This window comes from Microbacterium sp. NPDC089321 (assembly GCF_040684935.1).
In the GTDB taxonomy this organism is placed as follows: domain Bacteria; phylum Actinomycetota; class Actinomycetes; order Actinomycetales; family Microbacteriaceae; genus Microbacterium.
Genome location: NZ_JBFBGX010000001.1, coordinates 422,467 through 441,470, shown reverse-complemented (window position 1 = coordinate 441,470; position 19,004 = coordinate 422,467). Strand labels below are relative to the sequence as shown.

Below are 19,004 nucleotides of genomic sequence, written 5' to 3'. Positions count from 1 at the left end.
GAGAGCGCAGTCAAGGTCACCGGGCACGCGGAGGTCGGTACCCCCAAGCCCCATGGGAGACGCACAGTGCCCTACCCCGTGTTCCTAGGGGCGCCCTCGCCAACGCCTGCAGTGTCCACGCGGCCGAAGATCTGCTGTGGCCTGCGAGCTCGGTGGTTACTTGTCGCCCGGCGATGCAGTCTCCGGCTGGTTCGTCCAAGCAGTCAAGCGCGTGCGCGCCGCCGACCGCGAAGCAGCGGACACGGCGCAATGCCGGCGATGGACGATCGCCGGTCACGCCGCGCGTGACGCCTCACGACCTGCGGCACATGCGACATCGCTCGCGATCATTGCCGGTGCGAACGTGAGGGCCGTCCAGCGGATGCTCGGGCACGCCTCGGCGAGCATGACGCTCGACGTCTACGCCGAGTTGTTCGAAGACGACCTCAACGAGGTCGCTGAAGCGCTCGATCTGGAACGAGCGGGAGCCTTGAAGGAGCAGTGAGAAGCTCCCGGCATCAGCATGGAGCATGCGGATCCGGGACACAGAACAGGTTCGACGGGGCGGACTGATCCGACTGGTATCAGTTCACCCGTAGCAGTCTTCCATTCGGTTCGGCGGCCCCTTGCCGACCCTTCGGTCCAGGTCGCGTGTCCGGGAATGTGGACAAGCTCCGTTGAAGTATCGGGCTGCGGGACTTTCGGCGAGCTCGCGAGTGCTCTGGGGAGCCCCGTCTCAGACCGATTGCACGTCCGTCCGTGATGGTTCAAGCTCGTCGTCCTGAAGGATGACGTCGTACACCCCATCACCCACTCCGAGGGTGACCTCGAATGCTGCATAACCGCCGATTATGCAGTCAGGTCCTCCGGCGTCGATTAGCTTGCTACCGTCGTCCGATTGGAGCGAGACCGGAGCCGTCACGTCACCCTCAATAGAAACGCTGGCTCTGCAAACGCAGGTTTCGGAATCAATGGTCGCGGATTCCCAGGTCACGACGAACGTGGCTGTGGACCAGTCCGTGGTGCCAGAGTTTGCGCCTCGAAGGTCCGGGAAGGTTGATTCTGCAAACTCGCGATGTCGCTCAGCGACAGCGTCGACCGCTGCGGGGAGCAAGTGCTCGGTGATGGTAGTGAGCGGAACACCACTCACCATCTGTACAGCACCCATTAGCCGAGCGGCATCCGGAGACATGCTCGTGCGCACGATCACAGCAGTATCACCCGCCATGACACGGTATTCCGCGCCGTGGGCTGGATCGACGGCCTCGGCCGCCATGTGAAGCGTGCCCATCAGGGCCTGATTGAGATCTTGCTCCCACAGCAAGCGGAAGTCCTCATCGCCTGATGCGCTCGTGACCTTCACTGCGGACTCGCCAACCGCCCTGTCGCGTCGCATCTTCGCCTGTTCGGCGAATGCACGCTTCGAGTGGTCAGGAGACTTCGCGAGCTGGGCCGACAGATATCCGTCCGCGAGCAGCGCAGCACCCTTGACACGGGATGAATTACAGTCCGAGCAGATCGCTCGGAGATTCGAGATGTGGTGCGGGCCCAAATTTGGAAGGTCTCCAGCAAGCCGGTTCCAAATGTCATCAAACTCGGTGGGCTTAAGATGCTTCGGGATGAGGTGGTCCACCTGCACGAACACGAATCGCGTGGTCTTGCTGCACAGGTAGCAACGACCACCATTAGCCATATAGAGCGACCAACGAAGCAGCGCTGCATCCCGCGAGGCCGGGTCGTACTGTGTGATCGGCGGCTCATCTGCGGAAGCCGTGCGCGTACCGATAGAGGCAGACGTCATGCCCTCAGACTACGAGCAACACTGTCGTTGCCGAAAGAGCGCCGTCGCAGTGGGCATTAGTTGCCGAGCATATGGACGGAATGCTTACCCACGTATAGGCGACCGGTAGTGCGTGACCGGCGGTACTCACCGAGGAACCCTAGGCGACGATTGAACACCCCAACGCGCCAGTTCCGCGGCGAGACGTCAGGAAGCTCACCCCAGCGCCGAATGAGTCCTTCGTAGAAGCCTTCTTCGCCCGTGACGTAGATCGCGTGACGCCGCTCGCGATCAGTTACCGTCAACACCGAGTCGTAGCCCGGGTCGTTGATCGGGCCCGTCTCGTCCTCGACTTCTCCCAGATGCGGGGGATTGCTTCCGCCTTGGAGAAGACTCAACGCGGGTTCCTCGCGCACCCGTCGTGACCGCTCCAGCCATTGACCGGACGGAACGTCACCTCCGAGGTTCTGATAGTGGATCGCGGCCCAAGCGATGTACGCATCGAGCGTTTGGTCGCGGCCCCAGGTCGCACTGATGAACTCGAGAGTAGGGTCGATCGAAGGCCTTCCCAGGTCACACCACGCCCGCAGCCCCTTTCCGGGGTCGCTCCACCCGAGACGCGCGACTGTGAGGAAGTGCAGCCCATGCCAATACGCAAGGTACTGCGTGTGGTCGATCGCCGTGCCTGCCGGGGTCGGGACTATCGGCACGCGGCTGCCGGCGAGAGCGCGCACGACCAACTCGATACCCCACGAGTCTGTCGAGGTCCCCGCCAACTCGGATTCAACCAGCCGGAACCGGTTCATATTGCGTGAATCGTAAGAAACAAAGTGCATTGGAATAGCTCGTCTACTGGCGGGACGACCTCGTTTAGAGATTGGTCTCGAGCACCATTTCTAGGTTGGCGTCTGACATCGAATCTGAGCCAAGATAGCGAGCATGATCCGCGCGCACTAGCTCTCGTAGTTGGTTATCTGTGAGCAACGCGACCTGTTCAGCTGGCTTTCGCGCCGACTGCACGCAGAGATGACGGAAGCGCGGCGACATCGGCGAAGGATGCTCGGGGTGTTCCTGCCAATCAGTTGCTCGCCGTTCGGCCCGGAAAGCGACTGGAAGTTGAACGGCCAGAAGCCATCGATCTGTTTCTCGCTCGTACACAGGACAAGGTTCTGGTCAGCGCTCATGGCAAACGCCGTCGCCATCGCCGTCGATGCATCGGTCCCAGCCCGGGTTATCTCGCTTCCATTTCTCGTACTCGAGTTCCAACCTGGCGCTCGTTTCTTGGTAACGCGCGCGACCCTCGTTGTCTTCTGCGACCATCTGCTCGATCTGGGCGACGCACACATCCTGGCCGCCCGTTCGTTTCATCCGTGCACCGTTCGCAGCGTCGAGGATCAGCTGCGCGTACGGCGCCTGTACCGGCGTGAGCAAAGAAGGCTTCGATGACGCGAAGATTGTGTCTCCCCTGCTGGCGTCGGCGCCAGTCACCCAGTTCGTGCCAGGTCGGAAATTCCCGACTTGCTGAGAATTGGACCAGTAGTAGTCGGGCACCCAGTAACCGGTCGCTACGAGTGCCTCGTTGATCGACGTCTTCACTGGCGCATTGGTCGCGTCGAGGCGGTGGATGAAGCCCGACATGTTGTAGGCGTTGTCACCCGGTTCCCGATCCCGGATCACTTTCACGCGGGTACCTATTGGGAGCGCTTCTTCCTTCGCGGAAATCGCAAGCTGCTCGTCGACCCCTTCGTCGCTGTAGCAGGAGATGCCCCACGTATCGATGAGCGCGAGGCTGACGCCTGCGCCGTCCACAGCCACGCAACTCTCCTCGTCAACGCAGAAGCTATATACGCCCTCCGGCGCCTCGTAGCCTGTGACGGTCCCCACGAACTCAGCCTCGCCCTCGTGGGCGCGTGCGAGCTCCTCCGCCGTCGGTGCCTTCGGGGATTCGGGGCTTGAACCATCAGCCCCCTGCGTTGCGATCGATTCCTGGTCCCGGTAGGTGTCGACGAGTTCGCCAGACCTCGCGCAACCCGCCAGGGTCAACGCGAGAAGTCCAGCCAGCGCGGTGGCAAGCGCCCGTCGATGCGTCCCCATGAGTCGTGCCTTACTCACACGCCACCCCGTCGCCGTCGCGGTCGAGCTTGCGGGAGTATCCCGGGTCTCCGGTGCGAATGGGTGCTGCTCCAGCGGCTCGCACCGCTGTGCAGTTCTCGTAGTAGACGGACACGGGTGCCTTCTCCACAGGAGCGGGAGCAGGGGCCGGTGCTGCAGGCACCGGAGCCGCGGGCTTGGGCGCGGGAGCGGGCTCTTCCTTCACAGGCGCCGGCATAGGAGCGGGTGAAGGAGCCGGCTCCTGCTTCACGGGCACGACCTTCGCGAAGCTTGAGGTGAGCACCGGCTTGTCGGAGCATGCGCTCAGCACGCGAGCGATCGCATCGTGCTCGGCCTGCGTGACCCACAGCTCGTAGGTCGCTTTCACCGCGACTTGGCGGGCGACGTATTCACAACGGAAGCCCGTGTTCTTGGGCAGCCAGGTGGCTGCATCGCCGTCGCCCTTCTGCGCGTTGGCAGACCCGTCGACGGCGAGGAGGTTCAGGGGGTCGTTCGCGAAGGTTGCGCGCTGGTCCGCGGTGAGCTGCTGCGCGCCCTTCTGCCACGCATCGGAGAGGGCAACGACGTGGTCGATCTGCACGAGCTCGCTGGTGCCCTGGCCGCGGACGAAGCTGATCGCCTGACCGGTAAAGGGGTCGTTCAGCGTGCCCGTCAGCACCCGGCACGAACCCGACCGCGAAATAGCGGTGAGGTCGCGAGCGAGGATGTCGTTGCGGGTGTCGCAGCCGTTGCGGTCGACGTCCAGCCAGCGTTGGCCGAACAGGTCGCGGTCGTAGCCAGTCTTCGCCGCTCTGCCCTTCACCGGCAGAGTCTCCAGCACCTGAAGCGCCGTCATGCCCTCGGTGCTTGAGGTATCGGCGACCGTCGACGAGTCACCCGCGAACGGCACAGGCTCTGCCTCCTCCTCGGCGGCCGGTGTCTCGGTCTCGGTGGGCTCGGCGGTCGGAGAGGGCAGAGCAGGGCTCTCCAGAGCTGTCGTTGCCGGAGAAGCATCAGTCGGTCGGTCAGCGTTACCGCCGATGACGGCGTTGGCGACGCTGCCGGTGAGCAGGAAGCACACGGCGGAGATCGCCGTGACGATCATCGCCGTCTTCCGGCTCGGGAACCGCAGCCAGGTCGGAGTGTTTTTCGCCAGCGCGACGATGCCCGTGATCAGCACTACGAGCCACAGCACAGTGAAGATGGGGGAGAGGAGTATCCCCACCGCTAGCGTCAGGATGCCGATCACGGCCCACGCCCACAGGGGAAGCTTCTTCCGGGCCTTCTTGCCGGACTCTCCGCCAGCTCCAGCGGAGAACGCCGTGCCGCTGGCCGGCGGTGGGAGTGTCTGCAGGCCGGACGGTGCAGCGGGCTGAGGGATCGACTGCGTCTGCGCAGTCCACGCGGCGCCGTCCCACCAGCGCATCTGCGAGGAGTCCGCTGGGTCTGGATACCAGCCCGCCACTGGAGTGCTCGTCATCTCTCCACCGTCCCGCCGGCGAAGCCTCGTGCGCTGCAGCGTCCCGAGTAGGCCGGCGATCATGTGCGCCGAGCGCACGATCGAATACTGACCCCTTGACCCGGGTCCTCTTACACCGCTCGTCGAGTGGTGCTGTGCTCATCCTATGAGCAGCCAGGACATCACCTGGCATGTAGCCGACACAACGCCCACCCACTGCAGCACAGTGCCGGCGTCCGCGAGGTGGATCGGCTGGGTATGTCGATCGATGCCGAGATGTACCGGCGATGCTGGTACGCAGCGCCTCGCCATGACTGATCTCTAAACGCCCGGTCAAAGGCCGATTTTGCGACCGCGCACGCTGGACTCTCCTCACGTGTACCCGTTTGCGTACCGTGGCGCTGATGCTCAGAAATGTGCGCTGGCCAGGCCTAAGTGGGATATGTACCGAATGTACCGGCGGATCTGAAGGATTACATGCGTGTGCGCGTGCGTGCGCGCGCATGTGTGGAGTTTTCGAGATATCGCGGTACATCGGTTACATCCCTCCCTCCATCTCTTGAGAACCTTGAGATCTCAAGGGAACACCGCCGCCGCGGCGTACCGTATCCCGATTTCATCGCCGGTACACCTGACTGCCTGAACGGCCCCAGATATACACGCTGACCGGGGAATATCTGCGTACCGTTTTTCGGATCCAAATACGGTACTTCGGCCGCCTTCGGGACATTTTGTCCCGTCCGTTTCGAGGGGCGAGCACGCGCGAACGACCGGATGGGCATCGACGCAGTGGCGGCACATATCCGCGCATGCGTCATCCGTTGCCGCCCGTGCTCAGTGCGCAGCGTCGTACGCCTCGAGGACGGTGCCGGGCACGCGGCCGCGGTCCGAGACCTCGTGGCCGTTCTCGCGCGCCCACGTGCGCACTACGGTGAGGTCGCGCTTCGCACCACCTGCACTGCTCTGGCTCCTACGGCCACCGCGGCCGTTGCTGCCACGTGCTGCCGCAGAGCTCGAGACACGGCGCGCCTTCGAGATCCACGGCTCCAGTGCCTCGCGCATTCCTGCAGCGTTCTTCTCCGAAAGGTCGATCTCGTACGCCGTGCCGTCGATCGAGAACGTGACCGTCTCGCCTTCGCCGTCGTCGAGAACTTCACCGTCGATGTCGTCGACGAGCTGGTGGATGATCTTGCGAGCCATAGGGCTGAACGTATCAGCGCTCGGCCCGTGAGCCCGAATGAAGGTGACTCCTGCCGCTGTCGTGGCGCGCCGATAGGCTCGCGCTGAGGTGGACTTGTGGTGTTCTCTGAGCACGTCCACCTCTCGAGCAGATGCAGACCCTTCCACAGAACAGCAGGTGAGTATGGCCAGCCTCAAGGATGCCGCTGGGCCAGCTGACCCGCTCGAACGTCTCGAACCACCTGACCTGCCTGCGCGACTGCGGCATCGTGGTCGCCGAGCCGGAAGGGCGGCAGACGCGCTACGAGATCGCGGACCCGCACCTCGCGGCGGCGCTGACCGCGCTGGTGGACGTGACGCTCGCGGTGGACGAGCACGCGCCCTGCATGGACGCTTCGTGCACGGTGCCGGGCTGCTGCGGGACGGGAGCGGGCGCGTGAGCGCGGCGTGCGGCTGCGAGCACGACGAGCCTGAGACCGCAGTCGGCGAAGAGGCCGAGGAGGCGGAGCGCCCCTGGTGGCGGGACCGCGGGATCATGGTCCCGGTCTTCTCCGGTGTGGCGTTCCTCACCGGTCTGGCGCTGGAGTGGTCCGGGATGGAGATCCCTGCGCTGGTGCTGTTCTGGATCGGCCTGCTGCTGGGCGCGTCGACGTTCACGCCGGGCGCGATCCGGAACCTCTTCAAGGGCAAGCTCGGCATCGGGCTGCTGATGACCATCAGCGCGGTCGGCGCGGTGATCCTCGGCTACGTCGAGGAGGCCGCAGCGCTGGCATTCCTGTACTCGATCGCCGAGGCGCTGGAGGACAAGGCGATGGACCGTGCCCGCGGCGGGCTGCGGGCACTGCTCAAGCTCGTCCCGGAGACCGCCACCATCCGCCGCGACGGCGTCTCGGTCGAGGTCGCCGCGAAGGATCTGGCTGTCGGGCAGCTGATGTTGGTGCGGCCGGGTGAGCGGATCGCGACCGACGGCGTCGTCCGCACGGGACGTTCCAGCCTGGACACGTCCGCGATCACCGGGGAGTCGATCCCGGTCGAGGTCGAACCCGGCGATGCCGTCTCCGCCGGCGCAATCAACACCGCCGGGGCACTGGAGGTCGAAACAACCGCGGCAGGCACCGACAACTCACTGACCACGATCGTCGACCTCGTGGAGAAGGCTCAGGCGGAGAAGGGCGACCGCGCCCGCCTCGCCGACCGCATCGCCCGCCCTCTCGTCCCGGGCGTGCTGATCCTCGCCGCCCTGGTCGCGATCATCGGCTCGCTGCTCGGCGACCCGGAGCTGTGGATCACCCGCGCCCTGGTCGTGCTGGTCACGGCATCGCCCTGCGCACTGGCGATCTCCGTGCCGCTGACCGTGGTCGCGGCGATCGGCTCGGCGAGCAAGTTCGGCGTGATCATCAAGTCCGGTGCCGCGTTCGAGCGGTTCGGCGTGATCCGCCACGTCGCCGTCGACAAGACCGGCACCCTCACCCGCAACGAGCCCGCCGTCACCGCCGTCCTCACCGTGGACGGTGTGAGCGAGGCGGAGGCGCTGGCGTGGGCGGCCGCTCTGGAGCAGCACAGCACCCACCCCCTCGCCGCCGCGATCACCGCCGCAGCGCCGGATGCCCCTGCGGCGGAGGGCGTGACCGAGCAGGCCGGGCACGGCATCGAGGGCGAGCTCGCCGGCGCGCGGATCACCGTCGGCAGCCCGCGCTGGCTCGACGCCGGGACCCTCGGCGACCGGGTCGCGGGGCTGGAGGAGCAGGGCATGACAGTCGTGATCGTCCACCGCGGCGGCGTCCCGGTCGCCGCGATCGGCGTCCGCGACGAGCTGCGCCCCGAGGTCCCTGAAGTGGTCCGCACCCTCGCGACCCAGGGCATCGGGGTGACCATGCTCACCGGCGACAACGCCCGCACCGCCCGCGCCCTCGCTGCGCATGCAGGGATCGATGACGTCCGCGCCGAGCTGCGCCCCGAAGACAAGGCCGCCGCGATCGCAGAGCTCGGTGCGAAGGGGCCGGTCGCGATGATCGGCGACGGCATCAACGACGCCCCTGCGCTGGCCGCCGCGGACATCGGGATCGCGATGGGCGCGACGGGCTCCGACGCCGCGATCGAGTCGGCCGACGTGGCCTTCACCGGTCACGATCTGCGGCTTCTCCCGCGCGCGTTCGCCCATGCCCGTCGGGGGCGGCACATCATCAACCAGAACATCATCCTGTCGGTGCTGATCATCACCGCCCTGCTCCCGCTCGCCCTCTTTGGCGTCCTGGGGCTTGCGGCGGTGGTGCTGGTGCACGAGATCGCCGAGGTGATCGTGATCCTCAACGGCCTGCGCGCCGCGTCGACGCGGAAGGCAAGCACGTGACCGCGCAGGACGTCGCCGCCGCGTGACGGCTTGATCCGGGACCATGCGGATGACCTTTAGATTTCACATCAGAGTTCGCGCGCGTTGATCGGCGACTTGCCTGCTGGCTAGGGGCCTATCGGGCGGGCCGTATGCCGGGGTCTAATGGCCATGATCATTTGGTTCCGGTTTCCCTTCGCCTCGGGTCTGTCTTCGTTATGGTCGGGCGAAGGGGCGGGCAGCAGTCGGGGTCGTTTTCGCGGCGGTGTCGCCTGGCACGCGCTGTCATCACGATGCTTGCAACCACCGCGAGGATCAGGAGTGCGGCACCGCCCGTGATCACCCACGGGTTGCGGAGGAGGGTGCCGATCCCTGTGATCGTGCCTCCGACGACGAGAAGTGGAAGGAGGGCGCAGCAGCCGACCACGAGCAGTGCGGCGACGGCCCCAAGGAGCAGGCCACGGCCGCCTCGCTGGTCGTCCTGGTTGGGAGGCACTGGTGTTCTGTCCTCTCGTGGTGCCGTCTCAGCAGCAGGTCTCGGGACCGCAGCAGCTTCCAGACAGTTCGTCGGCACCGGTCCGGGGGCGCTCGAGCATCTCGGTGATCAGGGTGCTGCCAACCTCGAAGGCATCGGCGACCGTGAGGATTTGGGCCATCGGGTGTTCCGTGAGCCATCCGGCGGCGTCCTCGCGGGAAGCGAAGTAGTGGACCTGGTTGCAGAACGAGGAGCGAATCGAGTGCATGGCCTCGGGGCTGACCAAGGACACCACCGCGGTCGCCGGTTCCACGCTAGTGACACCGGCGGTCGAGTCGACGGTGACGCGGATCGTGTCGCCGCTGGCCGGGGAGATCGATTCGACCCGGGCGGGCCGATCGAGGAGCGTGGGGAAGATCAGGGTATCGAAGGCGCACCAGGTGTAGAGCTCCTCACCGGCGACGGTGAACCGGTGGGTGGTGGGGCGCAGGGTCAGGCCCTGACCGATAATCCGCCCCTGGTCGTCGTACTCGGTGTCCGGTGACGCGGCGAGGCGGGTGCGGACCTCGTCGGCGGTGAGAGCGGTGGCGGTCGCGAGCTGCTCGATGGTGACCGGGTCACCGGCGACAAGCAGCCGCAGGAGCGGAACCAGCAGGGCTGTCTCCTCGGACCGGGCGAGCCGATCGGTCAGGTCGGTAGTGAGGGGCGTCATGGCGAGGCTCCAGTTTCTGATGGGGTGGATCCGCTGTCTGGCGCGCGGTCAGGCGCAGCAGGACAGCATCGACACATCGGTGGTGAAGGCCTTGGCGACGATCCGGATGCCTTCGGCCGTGGTCAGGTACGGGGCCCACGCGTCGGCGACCTCGGTGATGGTCTTGCCGAGGATGTGGACACCTGCGGCGGCGAGTTCGCCGGCGTCCTTGGCGACCGCGGTCAGGCCGAGGATCTCGCCGGTGTCCGCGTTGGCGACCATCTTGATGAACCCGCGGGTGTCCCGGTTCACCAGCGCGCGGGGCACGTACTCCAGTGGCAGGACACGGCAGTCGCAGCGGATCCCGGCCGCGATGACCTCCTTCTCGGTCATCCCGACCGCGCCGACGGCAGGGCTCGTGAATGTGACCCGCGGCATCCGCGTGTAGTCGACCGACGTGCTGGCGTCAGTGAAGGCGTTCTCGGCGACCAACGTGCCGTGCCGGGCTGCGACGTAGACGAACTCGGGGTGCCCGGTGACATCCCCAGCCGCCCAGACGCGAGGGTTGGAGGACTGCAACTGGTCGGTGACCACGACCTCTCCGGCCTCGCCGGTCTTCACTTGCACGGTCTCGAGGTTGAGCCCGTCGGTGACCGGGGCGCGGCCGAGCGCGACGAGGATCTCGTCGGCACGGAACTCCTGCACGCCGCCCGAGACCTCGGCCGCGGCGACGATCTGGCCGGTGCCCGGGTCGCGGGTGACGCGGGTGGGGATGGCTCGGCGGACCACTCGGATGCCCTCGTCGGCGAAGATTTCCTGCAACGCCTTGGAGACTTCCGGCTCCTCCTTCGACGCCAGCCGGGACCTCACCAGCAGAGTCACCTTCGAGCCGAGCCGGGCGAACAACTGTGCCATCTCCAGCGCCACATAGCCCCCGCCGAGCACCAGCAGCGAGTCAGGCACCTCGGACAGCTCCATCGCCGACGTCGAGGTGAGAAAGTCGACGCCGTCCAGCCCCTCGATGGCAGGAGCCCACGGGCGGGAGCCTGTGGCGATGAGGTAGTGGGCGGCCTCGATGGTTTCGACGGTGCCGTCCGCGGCGGTGACCTCGAGGACCGACGCATCCGGCGTGCCGGCGAACGCCGCCTCGCCCTGGCGGACCGGCCAGCCGTAGGCTTCTGCCACGTCGATGTACTTCTCACTCCGCATCGCCTCGACCAGGTCCTGCTTGCCACCCACCAGCCCGTGCATGTCTACCGGGCCAGCGGTGGCGGCGATCCCCGGGAACCGGGAGCCCGCATCCGCGGCCACGTGGCGGGCCTCGGCGGCCGCGAGCAGCGCCTTGGACGGAACGCACCCCGTGTTCACGCACGTGCCGCCCAACGTGCCGCGCTCGATCATCACCACCGACTTTCCCAGTGTGGTGGCGCGGATCGCCGCGGCGAATGCCGCGCCACCCGACCCAATCACGGCCAGATCAAACCTCGATGGCATCCTTATTCCTCCCTGGACATCTTGGAACATCCCGCTGATACACTCATCATGAACCTTCCACCACAGGGGAAGGTCAAGCACGAAATTTGCGACCAGCGAAAAGGGGGGGGAATGCGGATCGGAGAGCTCGCCGACGCGGCCGGCACCACGGCGAAGACGTTGCGGTTCTACGAGGACCAGGGGCTCCTGCCGCCGGCCGGGCGCACGCCCAGCGGCTACCGCAACTACACCGCCGAGACCATCGCCCGAATCGACTTCATCCACCGCGGCCAAGCCGCTGGACTCACCCTCGCCCAGATCCAGCAGATCCTCCACATCCGCGACCACGGCCAAGCGCCCTGCAGCCACGTCCGCGACCTCCTCGACGCACGCCTCACCGATATTGACCAGCAGCTCAGGCAGCTCCACGACCTGCGCGACACCCTCGCCGGGCTCCGCGACCAGGCCGAGCACGTCGAGCCCGACACGTGCAGCTCGGATCAGGTCTGCCGCTATCTGTAGCCAAGCCCGGGGGTCTGTCCGATAATTCAGGCAGTCCCACTGGAGGCGCAAGCGTAGCGGGAGGCCATTGGTGCTCAGGTCGAGGTTGAGCGCAGCGCGGGATAGTCGGACCATTCGCCCCCGGAGAGGCGTGCCCAGGCGGCAGCTGATGACGCCGTGATGCCGAGCAGGTCGGACACGATTCGAGGATGCAGTTGTCGGGTGAGGTCCATCAGCGCGGTGACACGAGCGCTGCCGGCGAGGAGTCCTTCTTGACGGAGTCGACGGCTGAGCGGCCCGGGGGTGATCGGTCGGCCCGGGTTCCTGCCCGGGAAGAGCCAAGTGTCGGAGCGGTTGCCGTCGAGCAGCTGGACCATTGCTTCGGCGAGGACTTCGGGCAGCTCGATCGGTTCAGTTCCGACCGTCAGCGTCATGGGGCGCGCGGTCGTATCGACTTGTGCGCGGGTGATCGCTGCGATGCGGGTCAGGTGGAGCCCGTAGAACAGGACGAGCAATCCGCTGACTCGCGTCACGGGATCCATGTCGTCTCGCGTGATGAACGCGCGTGCCATCGTCCACCGATGGTCGGCGGCGTAGTCGCGCCCTTCGAGGCGATGGCTGCGGAACTCGACCCGGAGGCGGCTCAGGCGGTGCCGTCGCAGCCACCGGGTGAACGGCGCGAGGGCATCCCGTTGTGAGGGCGAACCGGTGAGGAAGCCGTCGAGAGATCGCTGCGGGTATGTCGTCGGCGTTTCGCCGCTCGCGCGGTTGATGCTCGACCAGTGCTGCTGGATTCGTTTCCTCGCTCATGCGCAGAATCTACCGAAGGCGGATTCGACTCCAGCCGAAAACGATCGTTTTCGGCGCGGTCCAGAACTAAGGCTCGGAAGGCCTGCCACAAACGTTCGTCATAACCACCAAACGGCAAGGGTTTCCGGCTGATCTCGCGGAGACACACGCAGTCCGTTCGCGAACGGCGACGGCAGGTGTCGCGCAACCCATCGTTTCTGACTGATTCGGTTAGAGTCTCACGGCGAGCTGCCGCAATGACTCTCCGAAACTCATTCGGTGGGGACTTTCAGCGGACCTTGGTGACTATCTCGTCGCAGACATCTGGGCCGCGCCCGGGCGTCGCTACTCGTCGTCGGTGCATTCACGGTCGGCAGCCCGGTCGAAGTCGGGAACGGGCCGGTTCTGCGCGTCCTCGGGTGTCGTGGCGAGTCCGTTGCGTTCAATATCGTCGATCAGCCAGTCCATTTCTAGGATCTCTCGCCGCTGAGCTTCGCTGATTCCGACGGCGAGCTCGCAGACCCGGATGTCCTGAATCTGCGCTCGTTCAGATCTGGTGATCGCAAGGGAGTGGTGGGGAATCATGGCCCGCATGTATGCGGTGTCGTCGACGGTGATCTGGCTACGGTCGAGCGCGACGCCGCCTCCGAGCAGGAGGACGCTGACGATGACGACGGCGATGTTCGCTTTGGTGTTCTTGTACATGTTCAGCATCCAGGCGAGCATGACGAGGCCCATGGCGCCGCCCATGGTGAGGGCCATGAATATGCGGCTCTCGCTGAAGCGGATGTGTCCCCATTCCCACACTCCGGCGAACATCGTCCAGTACATCACGACCATGCCGGTGAGGATCATCGCCGCGAAACGCAGGTACATCTTCAGCGAGCCGTGCTTCTTGTCCTTTGCTTGTCGTTCGCTTCCTTCATGGGCATCCTGTGACATGTGATTCACCTGTTCGTCTGGATTGGTTGCGCGTCGCGCGGTTGACGAGCGTCCGGTTCAGAGGGTTGCGAGGAGCGTGGCGCACGCGTCTTCGCATCGCCGGCAGGCCGCGGCACACACGGTGCAGTGTTCGTGCATGGTGTGCTTCTCGCACTCGTCGGCGCAGCTCGCGCACGCGGTGCGGCACGCTTCCAGGGCTGCCCGGGTGAGGTTGGTGTCGTAGCCGGTGTGTCGGGACAGGATGCGCGCGGTGGTGTCGCAGAGGTCGGCGCAGTCCAGGTTCGTGCGGATGCACTTCGTGAGCTCTGAGACCATCTCCTCGCTCAGGCACGCATCCGCGCATGCGGTGCACGATTGGGCGCAGTCCATGCAGGCCTCGATACAGTCCACGAGCGCCTTCTGGTCGACCTGTCCGAGGTCCTTCGGATAGGAGCGGAGCATTTCTGCCACGACAGTCATGTTCGAATCCTCTCGTCGTCCTGGAACTCTCAAACTACGATCACGGTGTCGCCTGCGGCACCCCGTTGAATACCCCGGGAGGGCATGGTAACCCCAGCCGTGATGCGGCCTCAACGCTCAGGGCGCAGTGTCTCGCTGATCCGTTCCCCCAGGCGGGGGATCCCGCAGGATCAATGCCACGGCGGCCATGACGATGATCAGCGCGATGTCGTAGCTGGCGACTGTGTAGGTCCACCAGGCGGCATCGGTCGATTGCGTGTCGCTCAGCAAGTGCGCGAGTGCGAGGACCGGGCCCGTGGCCAGGAGCACGTACCCGAGGCGAACGAGGCGTCGATGCGTTCGCACAGGATCGAGCGGGTGGGTTCCGGCGCGGGTCATTGGAAGATCGCTCCGATCGTGAGGAAACTGGCGATGGCGAGGAGGGCGACGGCGATCGTCGCGGCTGTGATGAAGAACGTGAGATTCCGCAATGGGTTCTTGGGCTTGTTCATGAGAAGTCTTGGAGCGCGGGGCTTTGTCGGTATCCGCCCCCCTATTGGGCGGGGCTGAGGACGGTCGTGCCGTTTGTGGAGATCTCGACGATGCCACGGTCGTCAACGAGGATGATGCGCTCGTCGATGACGGAGAGGGCTTGCACGGCGCCGCGCAGCGATTCCAGCTGCTGCCAGGCACCGCTTTCGTCCTGTGACCACAGGACGCCGTCCGTACCAGCACCAAGAAGGGTGCCGTCCGTGCGCGCCTCCAGGGCGTACAGGACAGGGGCCGCATCGACGGGCGTGAAGGTGTTGCCGCCGTCGGTGCTGAGGAGGAGGCCTTCTTCGGCGGCGGCGTACACGCCGGATTCGGTGGCGGCGAGATCAGCGGCGCCGAGGGGTGCACGCTCTGTCCAGGTGCTTCCCTCGTCGGTGCTGGTGAGTAGGTTCACCTGACTGGAAGGGATGCCGTACAGGACGCCGTCGGGTCCTGCGGTCAGGACGTGGAAGTCGGTGGTCCCGTTGAGGGCGATCGGGGACCAGGAGTTCCCGTAGTCGTCGCTGCGGATGATGCCGAGGTTCGGGGCTCCCAGTTCAGGCGGGGTGTCTTCCCCGGGGTGTCCGGACGCGAACAGCGTGTCTTTCCAGGCGGTGAATCCCATGGCGTCGAAATCGTGTCCGCCGATCGGGCCGGAGATCTTCCCGCCGGGGTCGAGGGTGAAGATGCCGTTGTGCGTGGCGATGAGCAGGTCATCGCCACGTGGGTCTTCGGCGATGCCGTGGATGTGGTCGATGCGGGGTGCCGAGTCGGGGTTTCCGAGCGGTGTTGCGGTGCAGCCGGTGGCGATGACGGCGAGGGCGGTCACCGTGGCAGTGGCGAGAAGGAGTGAGCGTTTCATGATGGCTTCCGGTGGCGGCCGCGGGACGGCCTGGCTTCGCGGCGCGCGGCAGGAGCGCACCGACATGTAATGGATGTCGAGGGCGTGGCAAAGAGGTGGCCGGTGAGGGCGGGCCGAACGTTTCTGGGCCCGCCCGAGTCGGGTCCTAGAGCTGTTCCAGGAGTTCCTGCATTGTGGCGATCTCTGCGGTCTGATCGTCGATCACTTGCTGGGCGAGGTCGAGGACGTCCGGGCTCTGCGCGTCGTCAAGGGCAGTTTGCGCCATGTCGACGGCACCTTCGTGGTGCACGATCATCTGTTCGAGGAACAGACGGCTGGCCTCGGCGGCGTCTGCGTTCTCCAGCAGGGTCATGTCTTCTTCGGACATCATGCTGTCGTCACCGCCCATTGACCCATGGTCCATGCCGCCCATGGAGTCAGGGTCGTAGTCCACGCCCCAGTCTTCGAGCCATCCGAGCATCTTGTCGATTTCGGGACCCTGCGCTGCTTTGATCTGTTCGGCGAGCTCGACCACGCGTGGGTCTGCCCCGTCCTTGGCGAGCAGGATGTCGGCCATCTCGATGGCCTGCTGGTGATGCGGGATCATCATCGTGACGAACATCTCATCCGCCTCAGTCGCCTGTGAGGTCGACGACGACTGCGACGGGGAGTTGGTCTCGCTGGACGGCGCGGTGCCGCTGTCCGCGCAGCCGCTGAGCGCCAGCGCGAGTGTCAGAATGCCGGTGCTGACAGCGAGGGCGATCTTCTTGTTCATGATTGTTCCTTCGATAAGTCGTATGAGGGTTCGCAAATAACGGCGCCAGGCGGCGCCACGAAACCGACCGCTCGGGTCGGCGGCGACTACTCAGGTGCGACTTATCGAAAGGAACGTGAGCGAGGGAGCCCGCGGAAAAACACCGGTCGCACCCCATCTCACCAGGCTCATCGCTCGGTGAAGGGGCAGGCCGCGACCGTGGATCAGCGTCGGAGGAAGCAGCAGCAGGAGGCCGGCGAGTAGCGCGAGCACGCAGGCCGTCAGCATGTCGTTGTGGCCCTGGTCGGGCCCGGTGCTTACGTGACAGGGCCCATCGCAGGCGGTGCCCATCACGTCAGGGGCGTGCTCATCGCCGGCTGCGGATGTTGAGTGGGTGAGCCCGGGCGATCCGTGCCCGGCTGGTTCGGCGGTGAAGGTGTGCATGGCCAGCAGCCCGACGATGACCATGAGCGTGGCCGCGCCGAGCATCAACAGCGCGCGCAGCGACAGCTGCGGGCGTGCGCTGCGAAACGCGACATGCATGCGGGGACCCTCCACTCTGCTCAGGATGCTAACACCGCAGACTATGCGCCTCTGATTCCCGGCTACGTGCCCGTCACCGCGTCCGGGCGCAGATCCAGTCGGCGCAGCAGCTGTGCATTGAGGGCGACCACGATGGTCGACAGAGACATCAGCAGCGCACCCACTGACATGGGCAACACGAACCCGATCGGGGCGAGCACGCCGGCCGCGAGGGGGACGGAGAGCAGGTTGTAGCCGGCGGCCCACCAGAGGTTCTGTTTCATCTTCCGGTAGCTGGCCCGCGACAGCTCGATCACCGACAGCACCGAACGGGGGTCGTCGCTGGCGAGGATGACGCCCGCGGACGCGATCGCGACATCCGTTCCCGCGCCGATGGCGATACCGACGTCGGCCTGCGCGAGCGCGGGGGCATCGTTGACACCGTCTCCAACCATCGCGACCTTGCGGCCTTCGCCCTGAAGCTCTTTCACCTTCGAGGCCTTGTCCTCCGGTCGGACCCCGGCGAAGTAGCGGTCGATGCTGAGTTCGCTCGCGACCGAGGCGGCAACCGCGTCGGCGTCACCGGTGATCATGACCACCTGCACGCCGCGCTCATGGAGGGCGTCGACGGCGTGACGCGACTCCGAGCGGATCTCATCCGCCAAACGCAGCGCTCCGGCGACCTGGCCGTCGACGAGCACGTGGAGGATGATCGCCCCCTCATCGCGCCATTCGTCGGCGACCGGCAGCTCGGAGGCGTGCTCCTGCTCGAGCATGTACGGGCCACCGACCTGCACGATGCGTCGATCGACACGTGCACGCACCCCAACCGCCGGGGAAGATTCGAAGTCGGAGGAGGAATAGACCGTGAGAGTCTTCTCCTTCGCCGCGTTCACGATCGCGCGAGCGAGCGGGTGCTCGGAGTCTGCTTCCGCGGCCGCCGCCCACGCCAGCAACTGATCAGGGTCGGTTCCGGAGACGGGGTCGATCGCGGTCACAGCGGGAGTGCCCTTGGTGAGCGTGCCGGTCTTGTCGAACAGGACGGTATCGACGGTGCGCATGCTCTCCAGCGCGAGACGATCCTTGATCAGAACGCCTCCACGCGCGGCCCTCTCGGTCGCGATCGACACGACGAGCGGAATCGCCAGGCCCAGAGCGTGCGGGCAGGCGATCACCAGCACGGTGATCGTGCGGATCACTGCGGCGTCGGGCAGGCCGACGACCGTCCAGACGATCGCGGTGATGGCGGCAGCGCCGAGTGCGAACCAGAACAGCCACCCTGCCGCCTTGTCTGCGAGTCGCTGCGCTCGTGAGGATGAGTTCTGCGCCTCGGTCACCAGTTTCTGGATCCCGGCGAGAGCAGTGTCTTCACCGATTGCGGTGATCTCGACCCGGACCCCGGAATCGGTGGCGACGGTGCCGGCGATGACTTGGTCGCCGTCGCTGCGACGTACCGGGCGCGATTCGCCGGTGATCATCGACTCGTCCATGCTGGCCGAGCCCTGCACGATCCTCCCGTCCGCGGGCACCCGCCCACCCGGGCGCACCACCACGATGTCACCCACCTGCAGATCAGACGGGGCGACCGTCACGGTCGTATCTCCCTCGATCTTCTCCGCCTCGTCGGGCAGCAACGCAGCCAGGGAATCCAACGCTGAGGTCGTCTGTGCGAGCGAACGCATTTCTATCCAGTGACCGAGCAGCATGATCACGATTAGCAGCGCCAGCTCCCACCAGAAGTCCAGCTCGTGATGCAGCAGCCCGAGGCTCGCACCCCAGGATGCGAGGAACGCCACAGTGATCGCCAGGGCGATCAGCAGCATCATGCCGGGCTTACGGGCACGCAGCTCACTCACCGCGCCGGTGAGGAACGGGGCACCACCCCACACGTACATGACCGTCCCGAGAACCGGGGATACCCACCCGATCCACGCGGCCTCCGGCAGCGGGTACCCGAGCAGCATCGAGAACATCATCGAGAACCCGACAACAGGGACCGCGAGGATCAGCATGATCCAGAACAATCGCCGGAACTGGCCCACGTGATCGCCGTGGCCGGCGTGGCGGGCGTGGCCCTCGTGACCGCTGTGACCGGCGTGTTCTTGAGGAGCGCCGTGATCGTGGCTCATCGCCGCGTGGTCATGCTGCGCTGTCGGCGCACCGCCGTGATTCTCGTGTCCAGTGTGATGGGTGTGTTCGTCGTGCTGGCTCATCGGAAACCCTTGCTCGG

At 65.9% G+C, this 19,004-nt stretch carries 18 protein-coding genes and 1 pseudogene; 4 read left to right on the top strand and 15 right to left on the bottom strand.

Features of this window, described 5'->3' with window-relative positions:
- The first annotated feature begins 136 nt into the window (after nt 1–136).
- On the top strand, nt 137–484 hold the full coding sequence (locus AB0N59_RS02110; RefSeq protein ID WP_363478011.1) for a hypothetical protein: 348 nt from the start codon (nt 137–139) through the stop codon (nt 482–484).
- Between the two features lie 231 nt (nt 485–715).
- On the opposite strand, the gene AB0N59_RS02105 is transcribed toward AB0N59_RS02110, so the two are convergent.
- The 5 genes from AB0N59_RS02105 to AB0N59_RS02085 all read right to left on the bottom strand — a co-directional run bounded on the left by AB0N59_RS02105 (nt 716) and on the right by AB0N59_RS02085 (nt 6,509).
- Nucleotides 716–1,780 carry an HNH endonuclease signature motif containing protein gene (locus tag AB0N59_RS02105; protein ID WP_363478008.1) on the bottom strand — a complete coding sequence of 355 codons (1,065 nt, stop codon included), beginning with the start codon at nt 1,778–1,780 and terminating at the stop codon, nt 716–718.
- Nucleotides 1,781–1,836: 56 nt separating this feature from the next.
- The gene (locus tag AB0N59_RS02100) at nt 1,837–2,565 is read right to left on the bottom strand and encodes a hypothetical protein (protein WP_363478005.1); all 729 of its coding nucleotides are present in this window, start codon (nt 2,563–2,565) and stop codon (nt 1,837–1,839) included.
- 367 nt (nt 2,566–2,932) lie between these two features.
- Nucleotides 2,933–3,853, bottom strand: coding sequence for a hypothetical protein (locus AB0N59_RS02095; protein ID WP_363478002.1), 921 nt, complete (start codon nt 3,851–3,853; stop codon nt 2,933–2,935).
- A 10-nt stretch (nt 3,854–3,863) separates the two neighbouring features.
- On the bottom strand, nt 3,864–5,330 hold the full coding sequence (locus tag AB0N59_RS02090; RefSeq protein WP_363477999.1) for a DUF1524 domain-containing protein: 1,467 nt from the start codon (nt 5,328–5,330) through the stop codon (nt 3,864–3,866).
- Nucleotides 5,331–6,143: 813 nt separating this feature from the next.
- Nucleotides 6,144–6,509 carry an Lsr2 family protein gene (locus AB0N59_RS02085; protein WP_363477996.1) on the bottom strand — a complete coding sequence of 122 codons (366 nt, stop codon included), beginning with the start codon at nt 6,507–6,509 and terminating at the stop codon, nt 6,144–6,146.
- Between the two features lie 191 nt (nt 6,510–6,700).
- Between AB0N59_RS02085 and AB0N59_RS02080 the strand changes: the two are divergent.
- Nucleotides 6,701–6,928, top strand: a pseudogene (locus AB0N59_RS02080) (ArsR family transcriptional regulator); the annotation flags it as partial.
- Nucleotides 6,925–8,838 carry a cation-translocating P-type ATPase gene (locus AB0N59_RS02075; protein ID WP_363477993.1) on the top strand — a complete coding sequence of 638 codons (1,914 nt, stop codon included), beginning with the start codon at nt 6,925–6,927 and terminating at the stop codon, nt 8,836–8,838. The pseudogene AB0N59_RS02080 and the gene AB0N59_RS02075, both read left to right, overlap by 4 nt.
- 503 nt (nt 8,839–9,341) lie before the next feature.
- On the opposite strand, the gene merB is transcribed toward AB0N59_RS02075, so the two are convergent.
- A complete protein-coding gene (merB, locus tag AB0N59_RS02070) occupies nt 9,342–10,004 on the bottom strand; it encodes an organomercurial lyase MerB (protein ID WP_017828517.1) in 663 nt (220 codons plus the stop codon).
- 48 nt (nt 10,005–10,052) lie between these two features.
- The gene (merA, locus tag AB0N59_RS02065) at nt 10,053–11,477 is read right to left on the bottom strand and encodes a mercury(II) reductase (RefSeq protein WP_031205421.1); all 1,425 of its coding nucleotides are present in this window, start codon (nt 11,475–11,477) and stop codon (nt 10,053–10,055) included.
- 111 nt (nt 11,478–11,588) lie between these two features.
- On the opposite strand from merA, the gene AB0N59_RS02060 reads away from it, so the two are divergent.
- The gene (locus AB0N59_RS02060; RefSeq protein WP_017828519.1) at nt 11,589–11,978 is read left to right on the top strand and encodes a heavy metal-responsive transcriptional regulator; all 390 of its coding nucleotides are present in this window, start codon (nt 11,589–11,591) and stop codon (nt 11,976–11,978) included.
- A gap of 74 nt (nt 11,979–12,052) precedes the next feature.
- On the opposite strand, the gene AB0N59_RS02055 is transcribed toward AB0N59_RS02060, so the two are convergent.
- From AB0N59_RS02055 to AB0N59_RS02020, 8 genes are all read right to left on the bottom strand, one after another.
- Nucleotides 12,053–12,529, bottom strand: coding sequence for a hypothetical protein (locus AB0N59_RS02055; protein ID WP_233486704.1), 477 nt, complete (start codon nt 12,527–12,529; stop codon nt 12,053–12,055).
- A 562-nt stretch (nt 12,530–13,091) separates the two neighbouring features.
- Nucleotides 13,092–13,688, bottom strand: coding sequence for a DUF305 domain-containing protein (locus AB0N59_RS02050; protein ID WP_188700523.1), 597 nt, complete (start codon nt 13,686–13,688; stop codon nt 13,092–13,094).
- A 57-nt stretch (nt 13,689–13,745) separates the two neighbouring features.
- Nucleotides 13,746–14,147 (bottom strand): four-helix bundle copper-binding protein, encoded by a 402-nt coding sequence (locus AB0N59_RS02045; RefSeq protein WP_053548210.1) that lies wholly within the window; start codon nt 14,145–14,147, stop codon nt 13,746–13,748.
- Nucleotides 14,148–14,264: 117 nt separating this feature from the next.
- Nucleotides 14,265–14,525: a hypothetical protein gene (locus AB0N59_RS02040; protein ID WP_053548209.1), complete on the bottom strand. Its 261-nt coding sequence runs from the start codon at nt 14,523–14,525 to the stop codon at nt 14,265–14,267.
- A 154-nt stretch (nt 14,526–14,679) separates the two neighbouring features.
- On the bottom strand, nt 14,680–15,486 hold the full coding sequence (locus AB0N59_RS02035; RefSeq protein ID WP_363477988.1) for a F510_1955 family glycosylhydrolase: 807 nt from the start codon (nt 15,484–15,486) through the stop codon (nt 14,680–14,682).
- A 178-nt stretch (nt 15,487–15,664) separates the two neighbouring features.
- Entirely contained in the window at nt 15,665–16,273 is a 609-nt protein-coding gene (locus AB0N59_RS02030; RefSeq protein WP_363477985.1) for a DUF305 domain-containing protein, read from the bottom strand.
- 90 nt (nt 16,274–16,363) lie between these two features.
- Nucleotides 16,364–16,795, bottom strand: coding sequence for a DUF6153 family protein (locus AB0N59_RS02025; protein WP_053548206.1), 432 nt, complete (start codon nt 16,793–16,795; stop codon nt 16,364–16,366).
- Nucleotides 16,796–16,857: 62 nt separating this feature from the next.
- On the bottom strand, nt 16,858–18,903 hold the full coding sequence (locus AB0N59_RS02020; protein ID WP_229661182.1) for a heavy metal translocating P-type ATPase: 2,046 nt from the start codon (nt 18,901–18,903) through the stop codon (nt 16,858–16,860).
- Between the last annotated feature and the right edge of the window lie 101 nt (nt 18,904–19,004).